13 protein-coding genes are annotated in these 16,912 nt (G+C 70.0%); 4 read left to right on the top strand and 9 right to left on the bottom strand.

Going from position 1 to position 16,912, the window contains the following annotated elements; all coding sequences use genetic code 11:
• Nucleotides 1-335: 335 nt before the first annotated feature.
• The 7 genes from ACNF49_RS49715 to ACNF49_RS49685 all read right to left on the bottom strand — a co-directional run bounded on the left by ACNF49_RS49715 (nucleotide 336) and on the right by ACNF49_RS49685 (nucleotide 7,744).
• Nucleotides 336-665 (bottom strand): hypothetical protein, encoded by a 330-nt coding sequence (locus ACNF49_RS49715; RefSeq protein ID WP_352320347.1) that lies wholly within the window; start codon nucleotides 663-665, stop codon nucleotides 336-338.
• A 10-nt stretch (nucleotides 666-675) separates the two neighbouring features.
• Entirely contained in the window at nucleotides 676-1,353 is a 678-nt protein-coding gene (locus ACNF49_RS49710; RefSeq protein ID WP_482942031.1) for a uracil-DNA glycosylase, read from the bottom strand.
• Between the two features lie 69 nt (nucleotides 1,354-1,422).
• A complete protein-coding gene (locus tag ACNF49_RS49705; RefSeq protein ID WP_482942030.1) occupies nucleotides 1,423-2,796 on the bottom strand; it encodes a M1 family metallopeptidase in 1,374 nt (457 codons plus the stop codon).
• Nucleotides 2,797-2,877: 81 nt separating this feature from the next.
• The gene (locus ACNF49_RS49700; protein WP_357971025.1) at nucleotides 2,878-3,777 is read right to left on the bottom strand and encodes a carbohydrate ABC transporter permease; all 900 of its coding nucleotides are present in this window, start codon (nucleotides 3,775-3,777) and stop codon (nucleotides 2,878-2,880) included.
• Nucleotides 3,774-5,147 carry an ABC transporter permease gene (locus ACNF49_RS49695; RefSeq protein WP_357971026.1) on the bottom strand — a complete coding sequence of 458 codons (1,374 nt, stop codon included), beginning with the start codon at nucleotides 5,145-5,147 and terminating at the stop codon, nucleotides 3,774-3,776. The genes ACNF49_RS49700 and ACNF49_RS49695 overlap by 4 nt, the downstream gene beginning before the upstream one ends.
• Nucleotides 5,148-5,159: 12 nt before the next feature.
• The gene (locus ACNF49_RS49690; RefSeq protein WP_352320357.1) at nucleotides 5,160-6,488 is read right to left on the bottom strand and encodes an ABC transporter substrate-binding protein; all 1,329 of its coding nucleotides are present in this window, start codon (nucleotides 6,486-6,488) and stop codon (nucleotides 5,160-5,162) included.
• A gap of 8 nt (nucleotides 6,489-6,496) precedes the next feature.
• Nucleotides 6,497-7,744 carry an ABC transporter substrate-binding protein gene (locus tag ACNF49_RS49685; RefSeq protein ID WP_357971027.1) on the bottom strand — a complete coding sequence of 416 codons (1,248 nt, stop codon included), beginning with the start codon at nucleotides 7,742-7,744 and terminating at the stop codon, nucleotides 6,497-6,499.
• 130 nt (nucleotides 7,745-7,874) lie between these two features.
• Between ACNF49_RS49685 and ACNF49_RS49680 the strand changes: the two genes are divergently transcribed.
• Genes ACNF49_RS49680 through ACNF49_RS49670 form a run of 3 tightly spaced genes read left to right on the top strand, consistent with a single transcriptional unit; the run spans nucleotide 7,875 to nucleotide 11,373 of the window.
• On the top strand, nucleotides 7,875-8,381 hold the full coding sequence (locus ACNF49_RS49680; RefSeq protein WP_352349944.1) for a PadR family transcriptional regulator: 507 nt from the start codon (nucleotides 7,875-7,877) through the stop codon (nucleotides 8,379-8,381).
• The gene (locus ACNF49_RS49675) at nucleotides 8,378-9,106 is read left to right on the top strand and encodes an ABC transporter ATP-binding protein (protein ID WP_352320362.1); all 729 of its coding nucleotides are present in this window, start codon (nucleotides 8,378-8,380) and stop codon (nucleotides 9,104-9,106) included. The genes ACNF49_RS49680 and ACNF49_RS49675 overlap by 4 nt, the downstream gene beginning before the upstream one ends.
• Entirely contained in the window at nucleotides 9,103-11,373 is a 2,271-nt protein-coding gene (locus ACNF49_RS49670; protein WP_482942029.1) for an ABC transporter permease, read from the top strand. Before ACNF49_RS49675 ends, ACNF49_RS49670 begins: the two co-directional genes overlap by 4 nt.
• Nucleotides 11,374-11,391: 18 nt before the next feature.
• Here the strand turns inward: ACNF49_RS49670 and treS are convergent, their stop codons facing one another.
• Together treS and ACNF49_RS49660 are read right to left on the bottom strand one after the other, a co-directional pair.
• The gene (treS, locus tag ACNF49_RS49665; protein WP_357971029.1) at nucleotides 11,392-13,086 is read right to left on the bottom strand and encodes a maltose alpha-D-glucosyltransferase; all 1,695 of its coding nucleotides are present in this window, start codon (nucleotides 13,084-13,086) and stop codon (nucleotides 11,392-11,394) included.
• 264 nt (nucleotides 13,087-13,350) lie between these two features.
• The gene (locus ACNF49_RS49660; RefSeq protein WP_482942028.1) at nucleotides 13,351-14,973 is read right to left on the bottom strand and encodes an asparagine synthetase B family protein; all 1,623 of its coding nucleotides are present in this window, start codon (nucleotides 14,971-14,973) and stop codon (nucleotides 13,351-13,353) included.
• A 116-nt stretch (nucleotides 14,974-15,089) separates the two neighbouring features.
• Between ACNF49_RS49660 and ACNF49_RS49655 the strand changes: the two genes are divergently transcribed.
• Entirely contained in the window at nucleotides 15,090-16,901 is a 1,812-nt protein-coding gene (locus tag ACNF49_RS49655) for a hypothetical protein (RefSeq protein ID WP_357971031.1), read from the top strand.
• Nucleotides 16,902-16,912 lie beyond the last annotated feature (11 nt).

Here is a 16,912-nt window from a genome sequence, read left to right as displayed (position 1 = left end):
AGAGCGGAAAAAGCCTGGACGAGACGATCGTAGCCGGGAGCGAAGAGCCACGACGCGGGTGGGGCGTCGTGGCTGATCGCCGTACGTCAGAGGTCACGACGCGGTGGGCGCCGTGGCCGGCGCCGTGCGACGGAGCCGCAGCGCAGATGGTGCGCCGTGGCCGGTCGCCGTACGTCCGAGGTCACGACGCGGATGGTGCGTCGTGGCCGGGTTGCCGTACGTCCGAGGTCACGATGCGGATGGTGCGCCGGCCGGTCGCCGTACGTCGGAGGTCACGGCGCGGGTGGGGCGCCGTGGCCGGTCGACGTACGTCACGTCACGTCACGTGTGAGAGGTCACGCGTGGTCGTGGTCGTGGTGGTCCTCGTCCTCGTCCTCGCTCGGCCCCTCGGACGGCTCCACCCCGAGAACGGCCTCGCGCGGCTCGATCTCGGTGATGTGGTCCACGAGCTGCAGCACGTGGTCCGGCTCGATCAGCCACTGGAGCGCGGAGGCGCCGGTCTCGTCGGAGTTGACGAGGTCGGCCTGCTCGGAGCGCTCCTCGTCGCTGAGGTCGGCGTCGGGATGCCGGATCTCGGCCAGCGCCGCCGCCTGCAGCGCGTTCACGTCGAGCACCTCCACGGTCAGCTCGACCGTAAGGCGCAGGTATTTCGGTTCATCACTCATGGCGACGATGCTAGGGCAGCTTCCACTCGACAGGTGCGGCGCCTTGCTGGGTGAGCAGCTCATTGGCGCGGCTGAACGGCCGCGAGCCGAAGAAGCCGCTGCGCGCCGACAGCGGGGACGGATGCGCCGACTCGATGCGCGGCACGCTGCCGAGCATGGGCGCGAGGTTGCGGGCGTCGCGACCCCACAGGATGGCGACCATCGGCTTGTCGCGGGCCACGAGGGCGCGGATGGCCTGCTCGGTGACCTGCTCCCAGCCCTTGCCCCGGTGGGAGGCGGGCTTGCCCGGCATGACGGTCAGGACCCTGTTGAGCAGCAGCACGCCCTGCTCGGCCCACGGGGTCAGGTCGCCGTTGGCGGGGCGGGGGAGGCCGAGGTCGGACTCCATCTCCTTGTAGATGTTGAGCAGGCTCCCGGGCAGCGGCCGCACCTCGGGCGCCACCGAGAACGACAGCCCGACGGGGTGGCCGGGCGTGGGGTAGGGGTCCTGACCCACGATCAGCACCTTGACGTCGTCGAAGGGCTGGTTGAACGCGCGCAGGACATTGGGGCCCGAGGGCAGGTACTGCCTGCCCTCGGCGATCTCGTTGCGCAGGAACTCACCCATCAAGGAGATCTGCTCGGATACGGGCTCAAGAGCCTGAGCCCATCCGGCTTCGACGACTTCATGCAAAGGACGACCGGCCATGGCCGTGAAGCTTATCTAGGTCTGGTACGGCTTGCCGCCCAAACGGACGCGCAGGCCGTACCGGAATGATCACAACGACGGCTTGCCGGGCTGGAAGAGCCAGGCGTCGAAGAGGGCGTCGAGCTGCCTGCCGGACACGCGTTCGGACAGGGCGACGAAGGCGGCGGTGTCGGCGTTGCCGTACTTGTGGTCGTTCGCCCAGGTGCGCAGGATCGTGAAGAACGCGGTGTCGCCGACGGTCCGGCGCAGGACGTGCAAGGTCGCCGCGCCGCGGTCGTAGACGGGGTCGTGGAAGAGGGCGGCGGCGCCGCCGGGGTCGGCGGTGGGCGTCTGCCAGAACTCGTCGTCGGCGGGTCTGGCGTAGACGCCGTCGAAGGACGTCTGCACGGTCCGGCTGCCGATCTTCTCCAGCCAGAGCCATTCCGCGTACGTCGCGAAGCCCTCGTTCAGCCAGATGTCCCGCCATAACGTGGGCGTCACCGAGTCGCCGAACCACTGGTGGGCCAGCTCGTGCGCGAGCAGCGACTCGCCGGGCACCACGGGGTAGATGGGCCGGGTCTGGGTCTCCAGGGCGTAGCCGACGTTCGGCTCGTGGTCCACGATCCCGCCGGTGGAGGAGAATGGGTAGGGGCCGAAGAGCGAGCTGAAGTAGTCCAGGACGGGGGCGTGACGGGCCGCGAAGTCGGTCGCCGTGCCGGCGAGCTTGGGATCCACGGCGGTGATCACCCGGTAGCCGCCGGACCTGGTGTCGGTGAGCTGGAACTTGCCGATCGACACCGTGGTCAGGTAGCTGGCCATGGGTTCGCGGGCGTCCCACACGTAGGTGGTCCGGCCGCCGGCCGATGTCCTGGTCACCAGGTCGCCGTTGGCCACCGCGACCCTCGTGCTGGGCACGGTCACCGCGAACCGGTACGTCGCCTTGTCGGACATGTGATGGTTGCCGGGGTACCAGGTCATCGCGCCCTGCGGCTCGTTGGCGTTGAAGACGCCGTCGCTGGTCCTGATCCAGCCGTCCCTGGAGCCGTCGGGGTCGAGGACGTGGGTGGGCCTGCCGTCGTACCGGACGACGACGGAGAAATGCTGCCCGGAGGCCGGCGCGGCGGCGGGGGTGACGACCAGTTCGTCGCCGCTGCGGGTGAAGGCGGCGGGCCTGCCGTCCACGGTGACCGAGCGTACGGACAGCGAGCCGGACAGGTCGAGGTCGAAGCGGCTCAGCGCCTGGGTGGCGCGGGCGGTGACGGTGGCGACGCCGGTCAGGACGTTGGAGGAGGGGTCGTAGTCGAGGGCGAGGTCGTAGTGGCCGACGTCGTAGCCGCCGTTCCCCTGACCGGGGAAGTACGGGTCGCCCGCCCCGGGCGCGCCCGGGGTGCCGCCGAGCGCGGCGGCGGGGGTGAGGGGGAGGGAGATGAAGGCTGCTGCGGCGAGGGCGAGAAGACGCTTCATGAACAATCATCGGAGGTCCGGAAGGACGTGTTACGGGCGCCCGCCTGCCCCCTCGGGAGGCGGGCGCCCGCCGGGAATGGCCTACTTGACGGAACCGGCCATCATGCCCTGGACGAAGTACCGCTGGAAGGCGAAGAACAGCACCAGCGGGATGATCAGTGACAGGAACGCCCCGGAGGAGAGGATGTCGACGTTCGATCCGAACTGCCGCATCTGGGACTGCAGGGCCTTGGTCATCGGCTGGTTGTCGGTGTTGGCGAACACGAGCGCGATGAGCATGTCGTTCCACACCCACAGGAACTGGAAGATGCCCAGCGAGGCGATGGCCGGCTTGCCCAGCGGGAACACGACCTGGGCGAAGATCTTCCACTCGGGTGCGCCGTCCATCCTGGCGGCCTCCAGGAGCGAGGCCGGGATGCCGACGAAGAAGTTGCGCAGCAGGAAGATGGCGAACGGCAGGCCGAACGCCGTGTGGAACAGCACCACGCCGGGGATCGTGCCGAAGATCCCGACACCGCCGTAGAAGGCGGCGACGGGGATCAGCGCGATCTGGATCGGCACGATCAGCAGACCCACCACGACCAGGAACGCCGTGTCCCGGCCGCGGAACTCCATCCACGCGAACGCGTACGCCGCCATGGCCGCGATGCCGATCACCAGGATCGTGGTCGGCACGGTGATGGCCACCGTGTTCCAGAACGACGAGGTGAAGCCGCTGGCCAGCAGGTTCTTGTAGTTGGCCAGGGTCAGCTCGGCGGGCTTGGTGAAGATCGTCCACCAGCCCTCGGCGTTGTTCACCTTCACCGTGCGCAGGGAGACGACCAGCAGGCCCAGCGTCGGCACCAGCCAGAACAGGCCGAGCACGATCATGACCACCTGGACGGCCCCGCCACCGAGGCGGTCCACGATCCTGCTCGCCACGCCCCTGCGCGGCGCGCCCGCCTCCAGTCCGTGAGACGCGTTCACGGTCGCGGTCGTCATGTGTCTTCCCTTCTGAACCGGCGGATGTTCATGATCATGAAGGGGAGGACCAGGATGAGCAGGAACACCGCGAGTGCGCTGCCGAGCCCCTGGTTGTTCCCGCCGCCGAACGACACGCGCCACATCTCCAGCGCGACCACGTTCGACTGCGGCTGAACCGAGGCAGGCGCGATGATGTAGACCAGGTCGAAGACCTTCAACGTATTGATGATCATCGTCACGAAGACGACGAGCAGCACCGGCGACAGCAGCGGCACGGTGATCCGCCGGAACACCTGCCACTCGGTCGCGCCGTCGATGCGGGCGGCCTCCAGGGCGTCCCGCGGGATGGCGGCGAGGCCGGCGGCGATCAGCACCATCGCGAACCCGGCCCACACCCAGACGAACGCGCCGATGATCGCCGGCGTGATGAGCGTCTGGCCGAGCCAGGTCAGGCCGCCGTAGCTGGCCTGGAAGTTCGACTCCGGCAGCCGTACGACGTAGGAGCCCGCGGGCAGGCCGTCGAAGCGGAACGTGCCGTCGTCGGCGGTCGTGGCGGTGCCCGCCACCTTGCCGTTCTGGACCGCCTCGACGGTGATGCCGGGCAGGCCCTTCTCCGTGGGGTCGACCGCGCCGCTCTGGCCGCCGCCGCCCTGGGTGAAGTCGAACCAGACGGTCCCGGACAGGCCGTCGCCCGAGGGGGCGCGGGCGGTCTGGGCGTTGGACGGCATGGTCTGCGGCTTGACGCCGACGATCGGGATCAGCACCGGCCGGCCCGCCTGGGCGGGCTCCTTGGTGACGACCGCGCCGTTCTGCTCGGTCACGGGAGACTCGTCGCCGCCGCGCGGCCGGGCCTCGGGGTAGCCCTTGGAGGAGGAGAACGTGTCGTGCACGGTGGTGAGCACGGCGTTGGCCAGGCCCTTGTCGGGGCTCTCCTCGTACACCAGGCGGAAGATGACGCCCGCGGCCATCAGCGAGACCGCCATGGGCATGAACACGATCAGCTTGAACGCCGTCGCCCACTTGATGCGCTCGGTCAGCACCGCGAAGATCAGGCCGATCGTGGTGACCACGATCGGCGCCACGACCACCCAGATGAGGTTGTTGCGGATCGTGACGAGCATGCCGTTGTCACTGAAGATCGTTGCGTAGTTGCCCAGCCCCACGAACCCGCTGCCCGAGGCGTCGAACAGGCTGCGGAAGATGGAGTAGACGATGGGGTAGACCACCCAGACGCCGAGCAGCAGGGCTGCCGGCAGGAGGAAGGCGATGGCGACCGCCGGCGATGGGCCGAGGCGTCGTCTCGTACGGGGGGTTTCAGCCGGTCCTGCGGAAGGCCCGCCCGCGATCTTCGCGGGCGGGGCCGCCGGGCCGTCCAACCGTTCGGTCACGGCCTTACCTCTTTACTTCCAGGCCTTCTTGGCCTCGGCCTCGAGCGCCGCCTGGGCGCCCTTGACGTCGCTCGGGTTGCGCAGGAAGTCCTGGAGGACCTTCCACTCGCCCTTGCCGTCGGTGCCGCCGAAGGCGCTCGGGGCCAGGTCCGACATGTCGTAGCGGACGGCGTCGCCGGCGGAGACGATCGTCTGGCCGAGCTGCTTGGTCAGCTCGTCGGGGTAGTTGTCGGGGGAGACGTTCTTGTTGGGCGACAGGTAGCCGGGGAGCTTGGCCCAGATCTCGCCGCCCTCCTTGGAGGCCAGGAACTGCACCAGGGCCATCGCGCCGGGGGAGTCCTTCATGACCACGGCCACGTCGCCGCCGAGCACGACCGGGGCGGTGTCGCCGGCCTTCGGGAACGGGAAGTACTTGGCGCCCTCGCCGACCTTGGCGCCGTCCTGGGTGGCCTGGGTGGCGACGAAGTCGGCCTCGATGACCATGGCGGCCTTCTTGTTGCCGTAGACCTTGGTCACGCAGGTCGGGAAGTCGGTCTGCAGCGCGCCGGAGGCGCCGTCGAGCACGAACTCCTTCTTGCCCGCGATCTGCGCGATCTTCTCCAGGGCGGTGGCGACGCTGGCGTCGGTCCAGGGGATCTCGTGCTTGGAGAGCTTGTCGTAGTTCTCCGGGCCGGCGCTGGACAGGTAGACGTTCTCGAACAGGTCGGTCAGCGTCCAGCCGGAGGCGCCGCAGAGGGAGAAGGGCGGGGTGCCGGAGTCGGCGATGGTCTGGCCGGCCTTGATCAGCTCGTCCCAGGTCGTCGGCACCTGGACGCCGGCCTCCTCGAACGCCTCGGAGCGGTACCAGACCAGCGACTTGTGCGCCGCCTTGATGAGCACGCCGTACACCTTGCCGTCGGCGGAGCCGAGCTCCTTCCAGTACGGCGTGTAGTTGGTGTCGATCTCCTGGGTGACCTCGGCGGACAGCGGCTTGAGCGCGTCCTGCTTGGCGTACTGCTGCACCAGACCCGGCTGCGGCAGGATCGCGACGTCCGGCGGGTTCTTGCCCTGGATGCGCGGGCCGAGGTAGGCGCCGGTGTCCTCACCCGTGGAGGCGTAGGTGACGGTGGCGCCGGTCTTGTCGGAGAAGGCCTTGAGCACCTGCTCGAAGTTCTTCTGCTCCGCGCCGGTCCACTTGGCCGCGACCTCCAGCTTGACGCCCTCGAGCGTCTTGGCGCCGGCGGCGGAACTGGCCGGCGCCGACTCCGAGGCGGTGGGGGTCGTCGTCGTCGGGGCGTTGCCGCAGGCGGCGACGGCTACCGCGAGCCCTGCCAGGACTACTGCTGCTCTGGCTTTACGCATGGCTTGCCTCACTGGGTTCTGATGATCTCTTCGAGTTCGGACTTCATGGAGGCCGCGACGTCGTCGGCGGACTCGTTCTCGGGGTCGGCCAGGGCCTTGGCGACCGAGCTGGCGATCACCAGGCTCACCTGGTTGTAGTTGGCGCTCACCGGCCGTGGTTTGGCGGCGAGGATGCTCTCCTTGAGCACCGGCAGGTACGGGAACCGCTTGATCAGGGCCGGGTCGTCGTACAGCTCGGTCCACACGGGCGGGAAGGAGCCCTCGGTGAGGACGCGGCGTTCGTTCTCCAGGCTGGTGAAGTAGCGGATGAACTGCTGTGCGGTCTGCTGGTGCTTGGAGTAGGCGCTGACGGCCAGGTTGATCCCGCCGAGGGAGCTGGATCCCTGACCGTTGAGTCCGGGCAGCCGGGTCACCGCGAAGCGGTCGCCCAGCTTGGCCCTGGCCGGGCCGTAGGCGTGCGGCCAGTTGCGGGCGAAGGCCAGCTTCCCGTCCTGGAAGGCCAGCCGGGTCTCCTCCTCCTTGAAGGTCAGCGAGTCGCCGGTGATCCAGCGTTCCCGCAGCCCTTGCATCAGGAAGTCGAGCGCGATCTTCCCCTTGGCCGGATCGAGGGTCACTTCCGTGCCGTCGTGGTTGAGAATCTGCCCGCCCGCCGACTGCACTGCCTCGGAGAAGTTCACGGTCAAGCCTTCGTAGGCCAGGAGTTGGGCTGCATAGCCTCCGATGTCCCGCTTTTTCGTTACTTCTCGCGCTTTATCGCGAAGTTCCGCCCAGGTCTGCGGCGGCTTCTTGATGAGATCGGTCCGGTAGTAGAGCAGTCCCGCGTTGCTGGTGTACGGGACGGCCCAGAGCTTGCCCTTGTAGACGGCCGTGTCCACGACGGGCGGCAGGAACCTGTCGAGCGGGAACAACCCGCGCTCCAGGGGGATGATCCAGCCGTTCTCCGCGAACTCGGCGGTCCACACGACGTCGAGCCCCAGCACGTCGTAGCGGTTGCTCTGGGCCTGGAGGTTGGCCACCATCTGGGCGCGTTGCTCGTCGGCGGCCTCGGGCAGCTCCAGCAGCGTCACCTTCTCGGCCGGGTGGGCCTGGTTCCAGCGGTCCAGCAAGGGTTGCAGGTACGCCGTGGTGTCGCGTCCGGTGGCGAAGGTGATCGGGCCTGTGCCGCCCGTCCCCTTCTCGCCGCTGCCCTCGTCACCCGCCGCCGTGCATCCGGCCGCCAGCACGACGACCAGAACGAACGAAAGCGGGCGCAGCACTCTGTTTCCTCCACAATCAGCGGGGTTACATACGTGTTAGGTAGATGCATTCATGTTATGCACACCTGTAATCTGATGGTCAACGGATACCTACGTAACGCTCACGTAACACAAAGCGGGGAGGTGAGGCGTGCGGCTTCACCTGCTGGCGCTCCTGGCCAAGGAACCGGCCCACGGCTACGAGCTCAAACAGGCCCTTGAACAGACGTTCGGCAGCGCCTACCCCTCCCCGAACATCGGGCAGATATACGTGACGCTCGGCCGGCTGGAGAAGGACGGGCTGGTCAGGGCCGTCGACGTCGAGCAGTCCAACCGGCCGAACAAGAAGGTCTACTACCTGACCGCCAAGGGCCGTGACCTGCTCACCATCTGGGTCGACGAGCCCACCGAAGGGCCCAGGGTGCGCGACGAGTTCTTCATGAAGCTCGTGCTCGCGCCGCTCACCGGCATCGCCGACCGGATGGCGCTGATCAGTCGCCAGCGCCGCCACTACCTGTCGCTCATGGGCGACCTCAACGACCTGCTCTCCCGTACGGAGCCCACCGACCGGGTGGCCCTGCTGCTGATCGAGGGGGCCATGCTGCACCTCCAGGCCGATCTTGACTGGCTGGAGCGATGCCAGGAGGATCTGGCATGAGCTCGGTCCTAAAAACGGTCAATCTGGTCAAAATCTACCAAGATGGCGCAGTGCCGGTGCCGGCCGTGCGCGGGGTGGACCTCCAGGTCGAGCCGGGCGAGTTCGTCGCGGTGATGGGGCCGTCCGGCTCGGGCAAGTCCACGCTCGTGCACATGCTCGGCGGCCTCGACGCGCGCACCAGCGGCGAGATCTGGCTCGACGGGCAGCGGGTCGACACCCTCTCCGAGAGCGCCTGGGCGCTGCTGCGGCGCAAGAAGGTCGGCTTCGTCTTCCAGTTCTTCAACCTGGTCGCCAACATGACCGTCGGCGACAACGTCGAGCTGCCCGCGCTGCTGGCCGGGGCCTCGCCCAAGGTGGCGCGCGAGCGGCGCGAGAGCCTGCTCGGCGCGCTCAACCTGGCCGACCGCGCCGCGGCCTCGCCCGCCCAGCTCTCCGGCGGCGAGCAGCAGCGCGTCGCGCTGGCCAGGGCCCTGGCCAACAAGCCCAGCCTGCTGCTGGCCGACGAGCCCACCGGCAACCTCGACAGCCGCAACACGCGCGACGTGCTGCGCCTGCTCAGCGACGTGCACAAAGAGGGGCAGACGATCGTCATGGTCACCCACGACGCCCGGGTGGCGGGCCTGGCCGACCGGCTGGTGTCGCTGTTCGACGGCGAGATCGTCGACGACGGCCGCATCGCCCGCCGCCGCACCCGTACCGCCGGCGAGGTGATCGACCTCCGATGAGCACCACCCTGGCCGGAAGCCGGTGGATCAAGGCCGACCTGCGGGCCAGGAAGGGCCAGGCGGTGCTCACCGTGCTGGTCGTGGCCGGGATCGTGGCCGCCCTGATCACCGCGGCGACCCTCCTGGAGGACGGCACCAACCCGTGGCGCAGCCTGTCGGCCCAGACCGACGGCGCCCACGTCTGGGTCTACACCGACGACGACCCCGACGTCGCCCTGGGCGGCATCGACGGCGTCACCGGCACCGCCGGCCCCTACCGCTCGGCCCCCGTCACCGTGGCGCAGGAGGGCAAGAAGGAGCCCGCGTCGCTGCGCGCGATGCCCGCCTCGCCGCCCCGGGTGGCCCATCCCGTGCTGGCCGAGGGCAGGTGGCTCGACGGCTCGCAGCCCGACGGCGTGGTCGTCGAACACTCCTTCGCCAGGTCGCTGGGCCTGGCGATCGGCTCCCCGTTCACCGTCATCGCGCTCAACGGCGAGCGCCACACGCTGTACGTACGCGGCATCGCCGACTCCGCCGACCAGGGCTTCTACCCCGAATGGACCCCCGGGCTGGCCTGGGTGCTGCCCGCCACGCTCGACCGCGTCGAGCCCATGCTGGGCCGCAGCGAATGGGTCACCGGGCTGCGCCTGTCCGACCCCGACGCCAGCCAGGTCGTGGCCCAGCGCGTCGTGGTGATGCTGGAGGACAAGCTCCAGCGCGTCTACACCTGGCGCGAGGTCAGGGCCGCGATGGAGCTGGACAACCGGCTGCTCGGCACGCTGCTCGCGCTGTTCGGCGTGGTGGGCATGGTCGCGGCGGCGCTCGCGCTGGCCAACGCCGCCGGCGGCCGGGTGCTCGGCCAGCTCCGCGACCTGGCCACGCTCAAGTCGATGGGCTTCACCGGCGGCCAGGTCGCCCTGCTGCTCCTGGTCGAGCACGGCGCGCTCGGCCTGCTCGGCGTCGGTCTCGGCGCGCTGGCGGGCTGGGGGGCGACGGCGGTGGTGCTCGGCACGTACTCGGCCGCGCCGATGCCGGTGCTGGCCATCGTGGCGGGCACGGCGCTGGTCGTCCTGGGCGCGGTGGGGGTGCCCGCCTGGCGGGGCGCGCGCACGCCGCCGATCCCCGCCGTGCCGGCCTCGCCGCCGCGCGGCCACCTGTCCCGGCTGGCCCGGCTCGGCCTGCTCGTACGCCTCCCGCCCGCCCTGATCCTGGGCACCCGCGACGCCTTCACCAGGCGCGTGCCGGCGTTCCTGACGGCGTTCGGCCTGGCCGTGCCGATGATGATGATCACGATCGGCCTCGGCGTCTGGGCCACCCTCGACAACTTCCTCAGCCACCCCGAACAGGTCGGCCAGCACGCCAGCCTGTACGTGCGCCCCGGCAAGCAGATGGAGTCGGCCGAGGCCCAGCGCATCGCCGAACGCGACCGCGACGTGCGCTCGGTCTACCCGGGCACCGACGTGAACGCCCTGGCCCCGGGCGAGGCCCGTTCGGTCCGGGTACGGGCGGTCGGCAGCTCGACCGCCCCCTACCCGTTCCCCGTCGTGGAGGGCAGGGGCTACACCGAGCGCGGCGAGGCGGTCGCCGGGCAGGGGCTGCTCGACCTCCTGGGGGTCAGGATCGGCGACCGGGTGCGCCTGACCGTGGGCGGCTCGCCGCTGATCGTCCGGATCGTGGGCCGTACCGTCGAGCCCGACCTGGACGGCGAGGTGCTCTCGGTGGGCCTGGACAGCCTGGCGGCCAAGGACTCCGTGCCGCCCCAGTACTACGCGCTGGCGCTGCGGCCGGGCGCGGACAAGGCGGAGGTGCGGGCCCGGCTGCTGGCCGAGTCGGCGGAGGGCCTCGACGTGCAGGCCGCGGTCAACCCGGCCGACCGGCTGTCGATCATCAGAGTGGTGATCGTGGCGCTGATCGCCGTGCTGGCCCTGATCGGCCTGGCCAACCTGCTCACCGCGAGCGCGATCGGCCTGCGCGACCACGCCTTCGACCTGGCTGTGCTCAAGGCGATGGGGCTGACGCCACGCCAGGTCATGGCCACGCTGGTGACCGGTACGGGCCTGCTGGTCGTGCTCGGCGTCGGCGCCGGCACGGCGGTGGGGGCGTCCGTGGTGGTGGGACTGATCGACCTGCAGGGTCACACGAGCGGCGTGGGCGCGGGCATCGGCCGCGCGCCCTCGCCGGTGACGCTGGCGTTGGCCGTGGTGACGGCCGTGGGCACGGCCCTCGCGGTGGCGCTCATTCCCGCCCGCCGCGCGGCCCGTGCCCAGGTGCCCGTCACTTCACGCTGATCCCCCCGGGGGCTGTGCTCAGTCCCCGGGCTTCAGCGCGAACCAGTAGAAGCCGTGGCCCGGCAGGGTCAGCAGGTAGGGCAGCTCACCGATCTTCGGGAAGCGCACCCCGCCGCGGGCCTCGACCGGCACCATGCCCTCGAACCTGCGCAGGTCCAGCTCGACGGGCTGCGGGAACTTCGACAGGTTGTTGACGCAGAGCATCACGTCGTCGCGGTCCTCGCGCACGTACGTGAGCACGCACGGGTTGGAGGACCACATTTCGGTGTAGGCGCCGAGGCCGAACACCGGGTGGTTCTTGCGGATCTCCAGCATGCGCCGGGTGAAGTGCAGCAGGGAGCCCTCGTGGCGCTGCTGGGCCTCCACGTTGACCGCCTGGAAGCCGTAGATCGGGTCCATGACGGCCGGCAGGTAGAGGCGGCCCGGGTCGGCCGAGGAGAACCCGGCGTTGCGGTCGGGGCTCCACTGCATCGGCGTGCGGACCGAGTCGCGGTCCTCCAGCCAGATGTTGTCGCCCATGCCGATCTCGTCGCCGTAGTACATGACCGGCGAGCCCGGCAGCGACAACAACAGCGCCGTGAACAGCTCGATCAGGTCCCGGTTGTTGTCCAGCAGGGGCGCCAGGCGACGCCGGATGCCGAGGTAGGCCCGCATGCGCGGGTCTTTGGCGTACTCCTTGTGCATGTAGTCGCGCTCTTCCTCGGTCACCGTCTCGAGCGTGAGCTCGTCGTGGTTGCGCAGGAAGATGCCCCACTGTGCCGTGTCGGGCAGCTTGGGGGTGCGGGACATGATCTCGGAGATCGGCTCGCGGGTCTCCTTCTTCACCGCCATGTAGATGCGCGGCATCAGCGGGAAGTGGAAGGCCATGTGGCACTCGTCGCCGCCGGTGGTGGGGTCGCCGAAGTACTCCACGACGTCCTCGGGCCAGCCGTTGGCCTCGGCCAGCAGCACCCGGTCGGGGTAGAGCCGGTCGACCTCCGAGCGGATCTTCTTCAGGTACGCGTGCGTCTCGGGCAGCCCCGAGCACGCCGTGCCCTCACGCTCGAACAGGTACGGCACCGCGTCGAGGCGGAAGCCGTCGATGCCCAGGTCGAGCCAGAACCGCAGGACCTCCAGCATGGCCTCCTGCACCGCCGGGTTGTCATAGTTCAGGTCCGGCTGGTGGTGGAAGAAACGGTGCCAGTAGTACTGCTTGCGCACAGGGTCGTACGTCCAGTTGGACTCCTCGGCGCCGATGAAGATGATCGGCGCGTCCGGATAGCCGGTGGGCTCGTCGGACCAGACGTAGAAGTCCCCGTAGGGCCCCTCCGGGTCATGCCTGGAAGCCTGGAACCACGGGTGCCTGTCGCTGGTGTGGTTCATGACCAGGTCGGTGATGATCCGCAGGCCCCGCTCGTGCGCGGCCTCGATCAACTGCACGAAGTCTCCCAGGTCGCCAAAATCCGGAAGGATCTTCATATAGTCCGAAATGTCATAACCGCCATCGCGCAGCGGGGACTCGTACAGCGGCAGCAACCAGAGGCAGTCGACGCCGAGCCATTCCAGGTACCCGAGCTTCTCGATGAGACCGCGCAGGTCGCCCGTGCCGTCACCGTTGGAGTCCTTGAACCCCCGGACGAGAACCTCGTAGAACACCGCCCGCTTGTACCATCGCGGATCTTCCGAGACGAAAGCCTCAGAGATCGACTCCGGTGATGGGGATGCGTTGATCATGATGTCGCTCACAGGAAGAGATGTGGGCAGGACGAAGTCACCGGTTACCCCGGCGTTCTTAGCTGGTGACCGCGCCGCGTGGAGTCGTCATCCCTGCGAACTCCATGCCCTCGAACGAGACCGGATTTGTGATCTGGTGCCCGTTTGTTGCGGCGCTTACGGGCCGAACACTACCAGCCCGGTGGCTTTCCGGAACCCGCTTCTGCTGTGCGACGTGTAATACCCGCGAGATCCGTATGTAATCGCCCTGTTACCCAGAGTTCACTAAAAAGGTGCGGTGACGTCCGGGAGGTCGTTCTCGAAGTCGTTCAGCCAGAGTCCGAAAAGCACCAGTCCGCGCACCCAGAAACGGTCGTTCCAGCCGTTGAACCGGGTCAGCGCGTCGGGCCCGCCGGCGATCACCTCGTGCAGCTCGTCGGAGAGCATTCCGGGCACGCGCCGGGCCACGACTTCGAGCATCCCGTGGGAGTAGGCCCGCGCCGGCGCGGCCGTGGAACGCAGGGGCACCCGCTGGAGCGGCTGCTTGACCACGTTCGTGGAGGGCAGCGCGGCCACCCTCGGGTTGGCCGCGTGCAGCACCTCGCGGTAGAAGCGGCCCTTGTCCTTGCGCGCGACGCCGACGCTGAGCGCGGCGTCGAAGAAGGCGGGGTGGATGAAGGGCGCCGCGAACGACGCCTCCGGGCCCACCAGGTTCACCGCCGAACGCGCGATGCCGCGCACGGTCCTGGTGTGCAGCACCGACAGCGGCAGCTCGGCCCGGTGGCCGTGGAGCATCGAGGTGGCCGCCGCGAACTGCTCGCGCACGGTCTCCTCCATCCACTGCGCGGCGGCCTTGGACAGGAACGGCTGCGCGGGTGCGCCCAGCGACAGCGAGCCGAGCAGCGCCGCCGACCGCTCGGCCTGCGTCCTGGCCTCCAGCGCGGCGCCGCTGACCATGAAGTTCTTCAGCAGCGGGCCGCCGGCCAGGCCGTCGACCAGGATGCGGCCCGCGCCGTGCACCTCCTTGGCGAACGGCGCGTACCAGGCGTGGTGCGGCGTCAGGTACTCCAGCCGGCGGGCCACCTCGGCGGCGTCGCCGGGGTAGGCGGCGGCGTCCTGGGTGACGACCCGGTGCGGGATGCCCAGCTCGCGGGTGATCGCCCTGGCGAAGGCGATGTCGGTGTCGGTGCCGTCGTCGGGGCTGGTGGTCCACGACTCGACGTCGGCGCCGCGGGCCACGGCCACGCTCGCCAGCAGGCGCGAGTCGTAGCCGCCGCTGACCGGCACGAGCAGCTTGCGGCCGTCGTAGTCCTCGTAGACGTGGTGGAGCAGCTCGACGATCTCCTCGGGGCTGGTCCACGCCTCGTACGGCTCGGTGCGCAGCCAGCGCGGCAACCGGCGCTCGGTGGCCAGGCGGCCGTGCTCGAACACCAGCGCGCTCGACCCCGGCAGCCGCCTGACCTCCCGGTACGGGGTCGCCTCGCCCAGCGGGAACGTCACCTGGATGATCGAGGCCCGGGCGGCCCAGTCGATCTCGATGGCCACCAGGCTGAGCAGCGGCTGGATCAGCGAGGAGAAGTAGACCGCGTCGCCCTGGCGCACGTAGTAGACGTCGACCAGGCCCAGAGCGCCCGCGTGCAGCGCCACCCGGGCGCCGTCGCCGATCAGGCCGGGCGTCTCGTACGTCTCCGCGACCGTGATCCAGTCCTCGGCGGCGGCCGGCTTGCGCTCGCCCCACGAGAACGCGAACGCGCCGCCCGCCCGGTGGTACGGCGGCAGCGGCGTCGAGCTGAACAGCGCGGCCTCGTCCGTCTGGAGCGCGGGCCGCACCTTGGGGCCCGCGGCGGTGAGTTTGCCCAGTATGGAGGTGTCGATCCGGCCGAGAGCGCCGCATACGTAGGGTCGCACGTTGAACTGCACCGGATCTCATCCCTTCGAGACGCTTCCTGCAAAAGAGTATCCTTTGCCGGGCTAAGAGAGCGGAGGTCCGGTTGTCTACCGAGCTGGAAAGCACGCGTCGGGCGTTGCGGGAAGCTGTCGCGCAGGCCGAGCGCGCGGCCGAACTGGCCAGGCTGCTGGACGCCGCGCAGTCCAGGCTGGCGGCCGCCGAGGAGAGCGCCGAGGAGGCCAGGAAGCTGGCCGAGCAGCTGAGCGAGGCCGAGGAACGGCTGGAGGCCGAGCGGGCCGCGGCCGACAGGCTGCGCAAGGAGCTGGCCGAGCAGCGCTTCCAGGCCGAGGTGGCCAACTGGAAGCTGTCCTCGATCAAGGTCGCCCGCTGGAACCGGCTCGGCGACGCCATCAAGAGCGGCAAGAACAACCCGATGCGCCTGGCCAAGGGGCTCAGGGGCGCGGCCAGGCCGGTCAAGCGGCCCAGCGCGCCCAAGCGGCGGCCGGTGGCCGTCCAGGGGGTCAAGGAGGCGCGTCCCGGGGCGTCGTTCCAGGCCACCAGCACGACCAGGACGCTGGGCGGGGCCTCGTTCAAGCTCAAGCCGTACCGGATCCCCACCGGGCCCAACACCCGCCCGCACCTGACCGCCGCCGTCGTCGCCGATCCGCACGTCGAGGCGCTGCTGCGCTACGAGTGGCGCCAGACGACCGGGTTCACGCCGCGGGACTTCGCCCGCGTGCTGCCGCTGGAGGTGCCCCACCTGCTCGTGGTGGAGTCCGTCACGCAGGGGCCGTGGCTGGAGGAGCTGACCGGCGAGCCGGGCGAGGGGCTCAGGGCGCTGCTGGCCTGGTGCGCCGAGCGCGGCATCCGTACCGTCTTCTGGCACACCCAGGGTGACGTGGCCGACTACGCCGCCGCGGCCGAGCTGTTCGAGCACCGCTTCACCAGCGACACCACGGTCCCGTGGCCGCGCCTGCACTTCGGCGTGCAGCCCCGGGTGCACAACCCGCTGCCGCTGGCCGGCGGGCGGGTCGACCGGGTGCTCACGCTCGACCAGCTCCTGCCACCGCACCTGGCCTATCCCGACGTGCTCACCTCCTACCGCTGGCCGGCCGCGGCCGAATGCCCGCCCGGCACGCCGCAGTGGCGGCTGGCCGAGATCGCCGCCTGCGGCACGCCGATCGGCACCGAGCCGGACTCGCGGCGGGCGCACGTGGCGCTGCGCCGGGCGTACGGCACCGGGACGATGACCGAGCGCGTGGACGAGCTGCTGGAGGCCATCGGCCTGCCCGGCGCCCGCGCCACCCTCGACACCTCCGTGCTGCTGCCGATCCTCGACCCGTCGCTCATGGAGCACGCGCTGGCGCAGGTGGCCAGGCAGTCGGGCGTGGCCCAGGTGATCGTCATCGGGCCGCCCGAGGCCGAGCTGCGCGCCCGCGACGTGCTGACCGACGCCGAGGTGCTGTACCGGCGCCCCCACCCCGCCATGAGCGAGGGCGCGATGCTGGCCAAGGGCCTCGACCTGTGCGAGGCCGACCTGGTCGCGGTCATGGACCCGCGCGACGTCTACGGCCCGCACTACCTGTCCGACCTGCGGCGGGCCTTCCTGTTCAGCACGGCCGACATCGTCGGCAAGGCGGCCTTCTACGCCCACCTGCGCAAGCCCCAGGCGACCCTGCTCAAGCAGCCCGAGGCCGAGTACGCCTACCTCCCCGAGATCGCCGGGGCCACCCTGCTCGCCCGCAGGAACGCCCTGCGCGAGCTGGGTTTCGCCGACCTCACCGAGGGCTGGGACGAGGTCATGATGCGCCAGTGCCGCACCGACGGCGTCAAGGTCTTCTCCGCCGACCGGTTCGGCTACGTGCGGGTGCGCGACGAGGACCGCTGGCTGCTGGGCGCGGCCCAACTGGTCGAGTACGGCTCGGCGGAGCCGCACGCGCTGATCTGACGCCTACGCTG

The sequence above is a fragment of the Actinomadura sp. ATCC 39365 genome (genome assembly GCF_054392275.1).
The sequence above is the reverse complement of the archived record's forward strand: the minus strand, read 5'-3'. Positions and strand labels throughout refer to the sequence as shown.

Coding starts and splice junctions, on each gene's coding strand:
- ACNF49_RS49705 (WP_482942030.1), bottom strand. CDS start 2,796: ATGAAGCGTCTTCTCGCCCTCGCCGCAGCAGCCTTCATCTCCCTCCCC.
- ACNF49_RS49675 (WP_352320362.1), top strand. CDS start 8,378: ATGAGCTCGGTCCTAAAAACGGTCAATCTGGTCAAAATCTACCAAGAT.
- treS (WP_357971029.1), bottom strand. CDS start 13,086: ATGATCAACGCATCCCCATCACCGGAGTCGATCTCTGAGGCTTTCGTC.
- ACNF49_RS49710 (WP_482942031.1), bottom strand. CDS start 1,353: ATGGCCGGTCGTCCTTTGCATGAAGTCGTCGAAGCCGGATGGGCTCAG.
- ACNF49_RS49670 (WP_482942029.1), top strand. CDS start 9,103: ATGAGCACCACCCTGGCCGGAAGCCGGTGGATCAAGGCCGACCTGCGG.
- ACNF49_RS49700 (WP_357971025.1), bottom strand. CDS start 3,777: ATGACGACCGCGACCGTGAACGCGTCTCACGGACTGGAGGCGGGCGCG.
- ACNF49_RS49690 (WP_352320357.1), bottom strand. CDS start 6,488: ATGCGTAAAGCCAGAGCAGCAGTAGTCCTGGCAGGGCTCGCGGTAGCC.
- ACNF49_RS49715 (WP_352320347.1), bottom strand. CDS start 665: ATGAGTGATGAACCGAAATACCTGCGCCTTACGGTCGAGCTGACCGTG.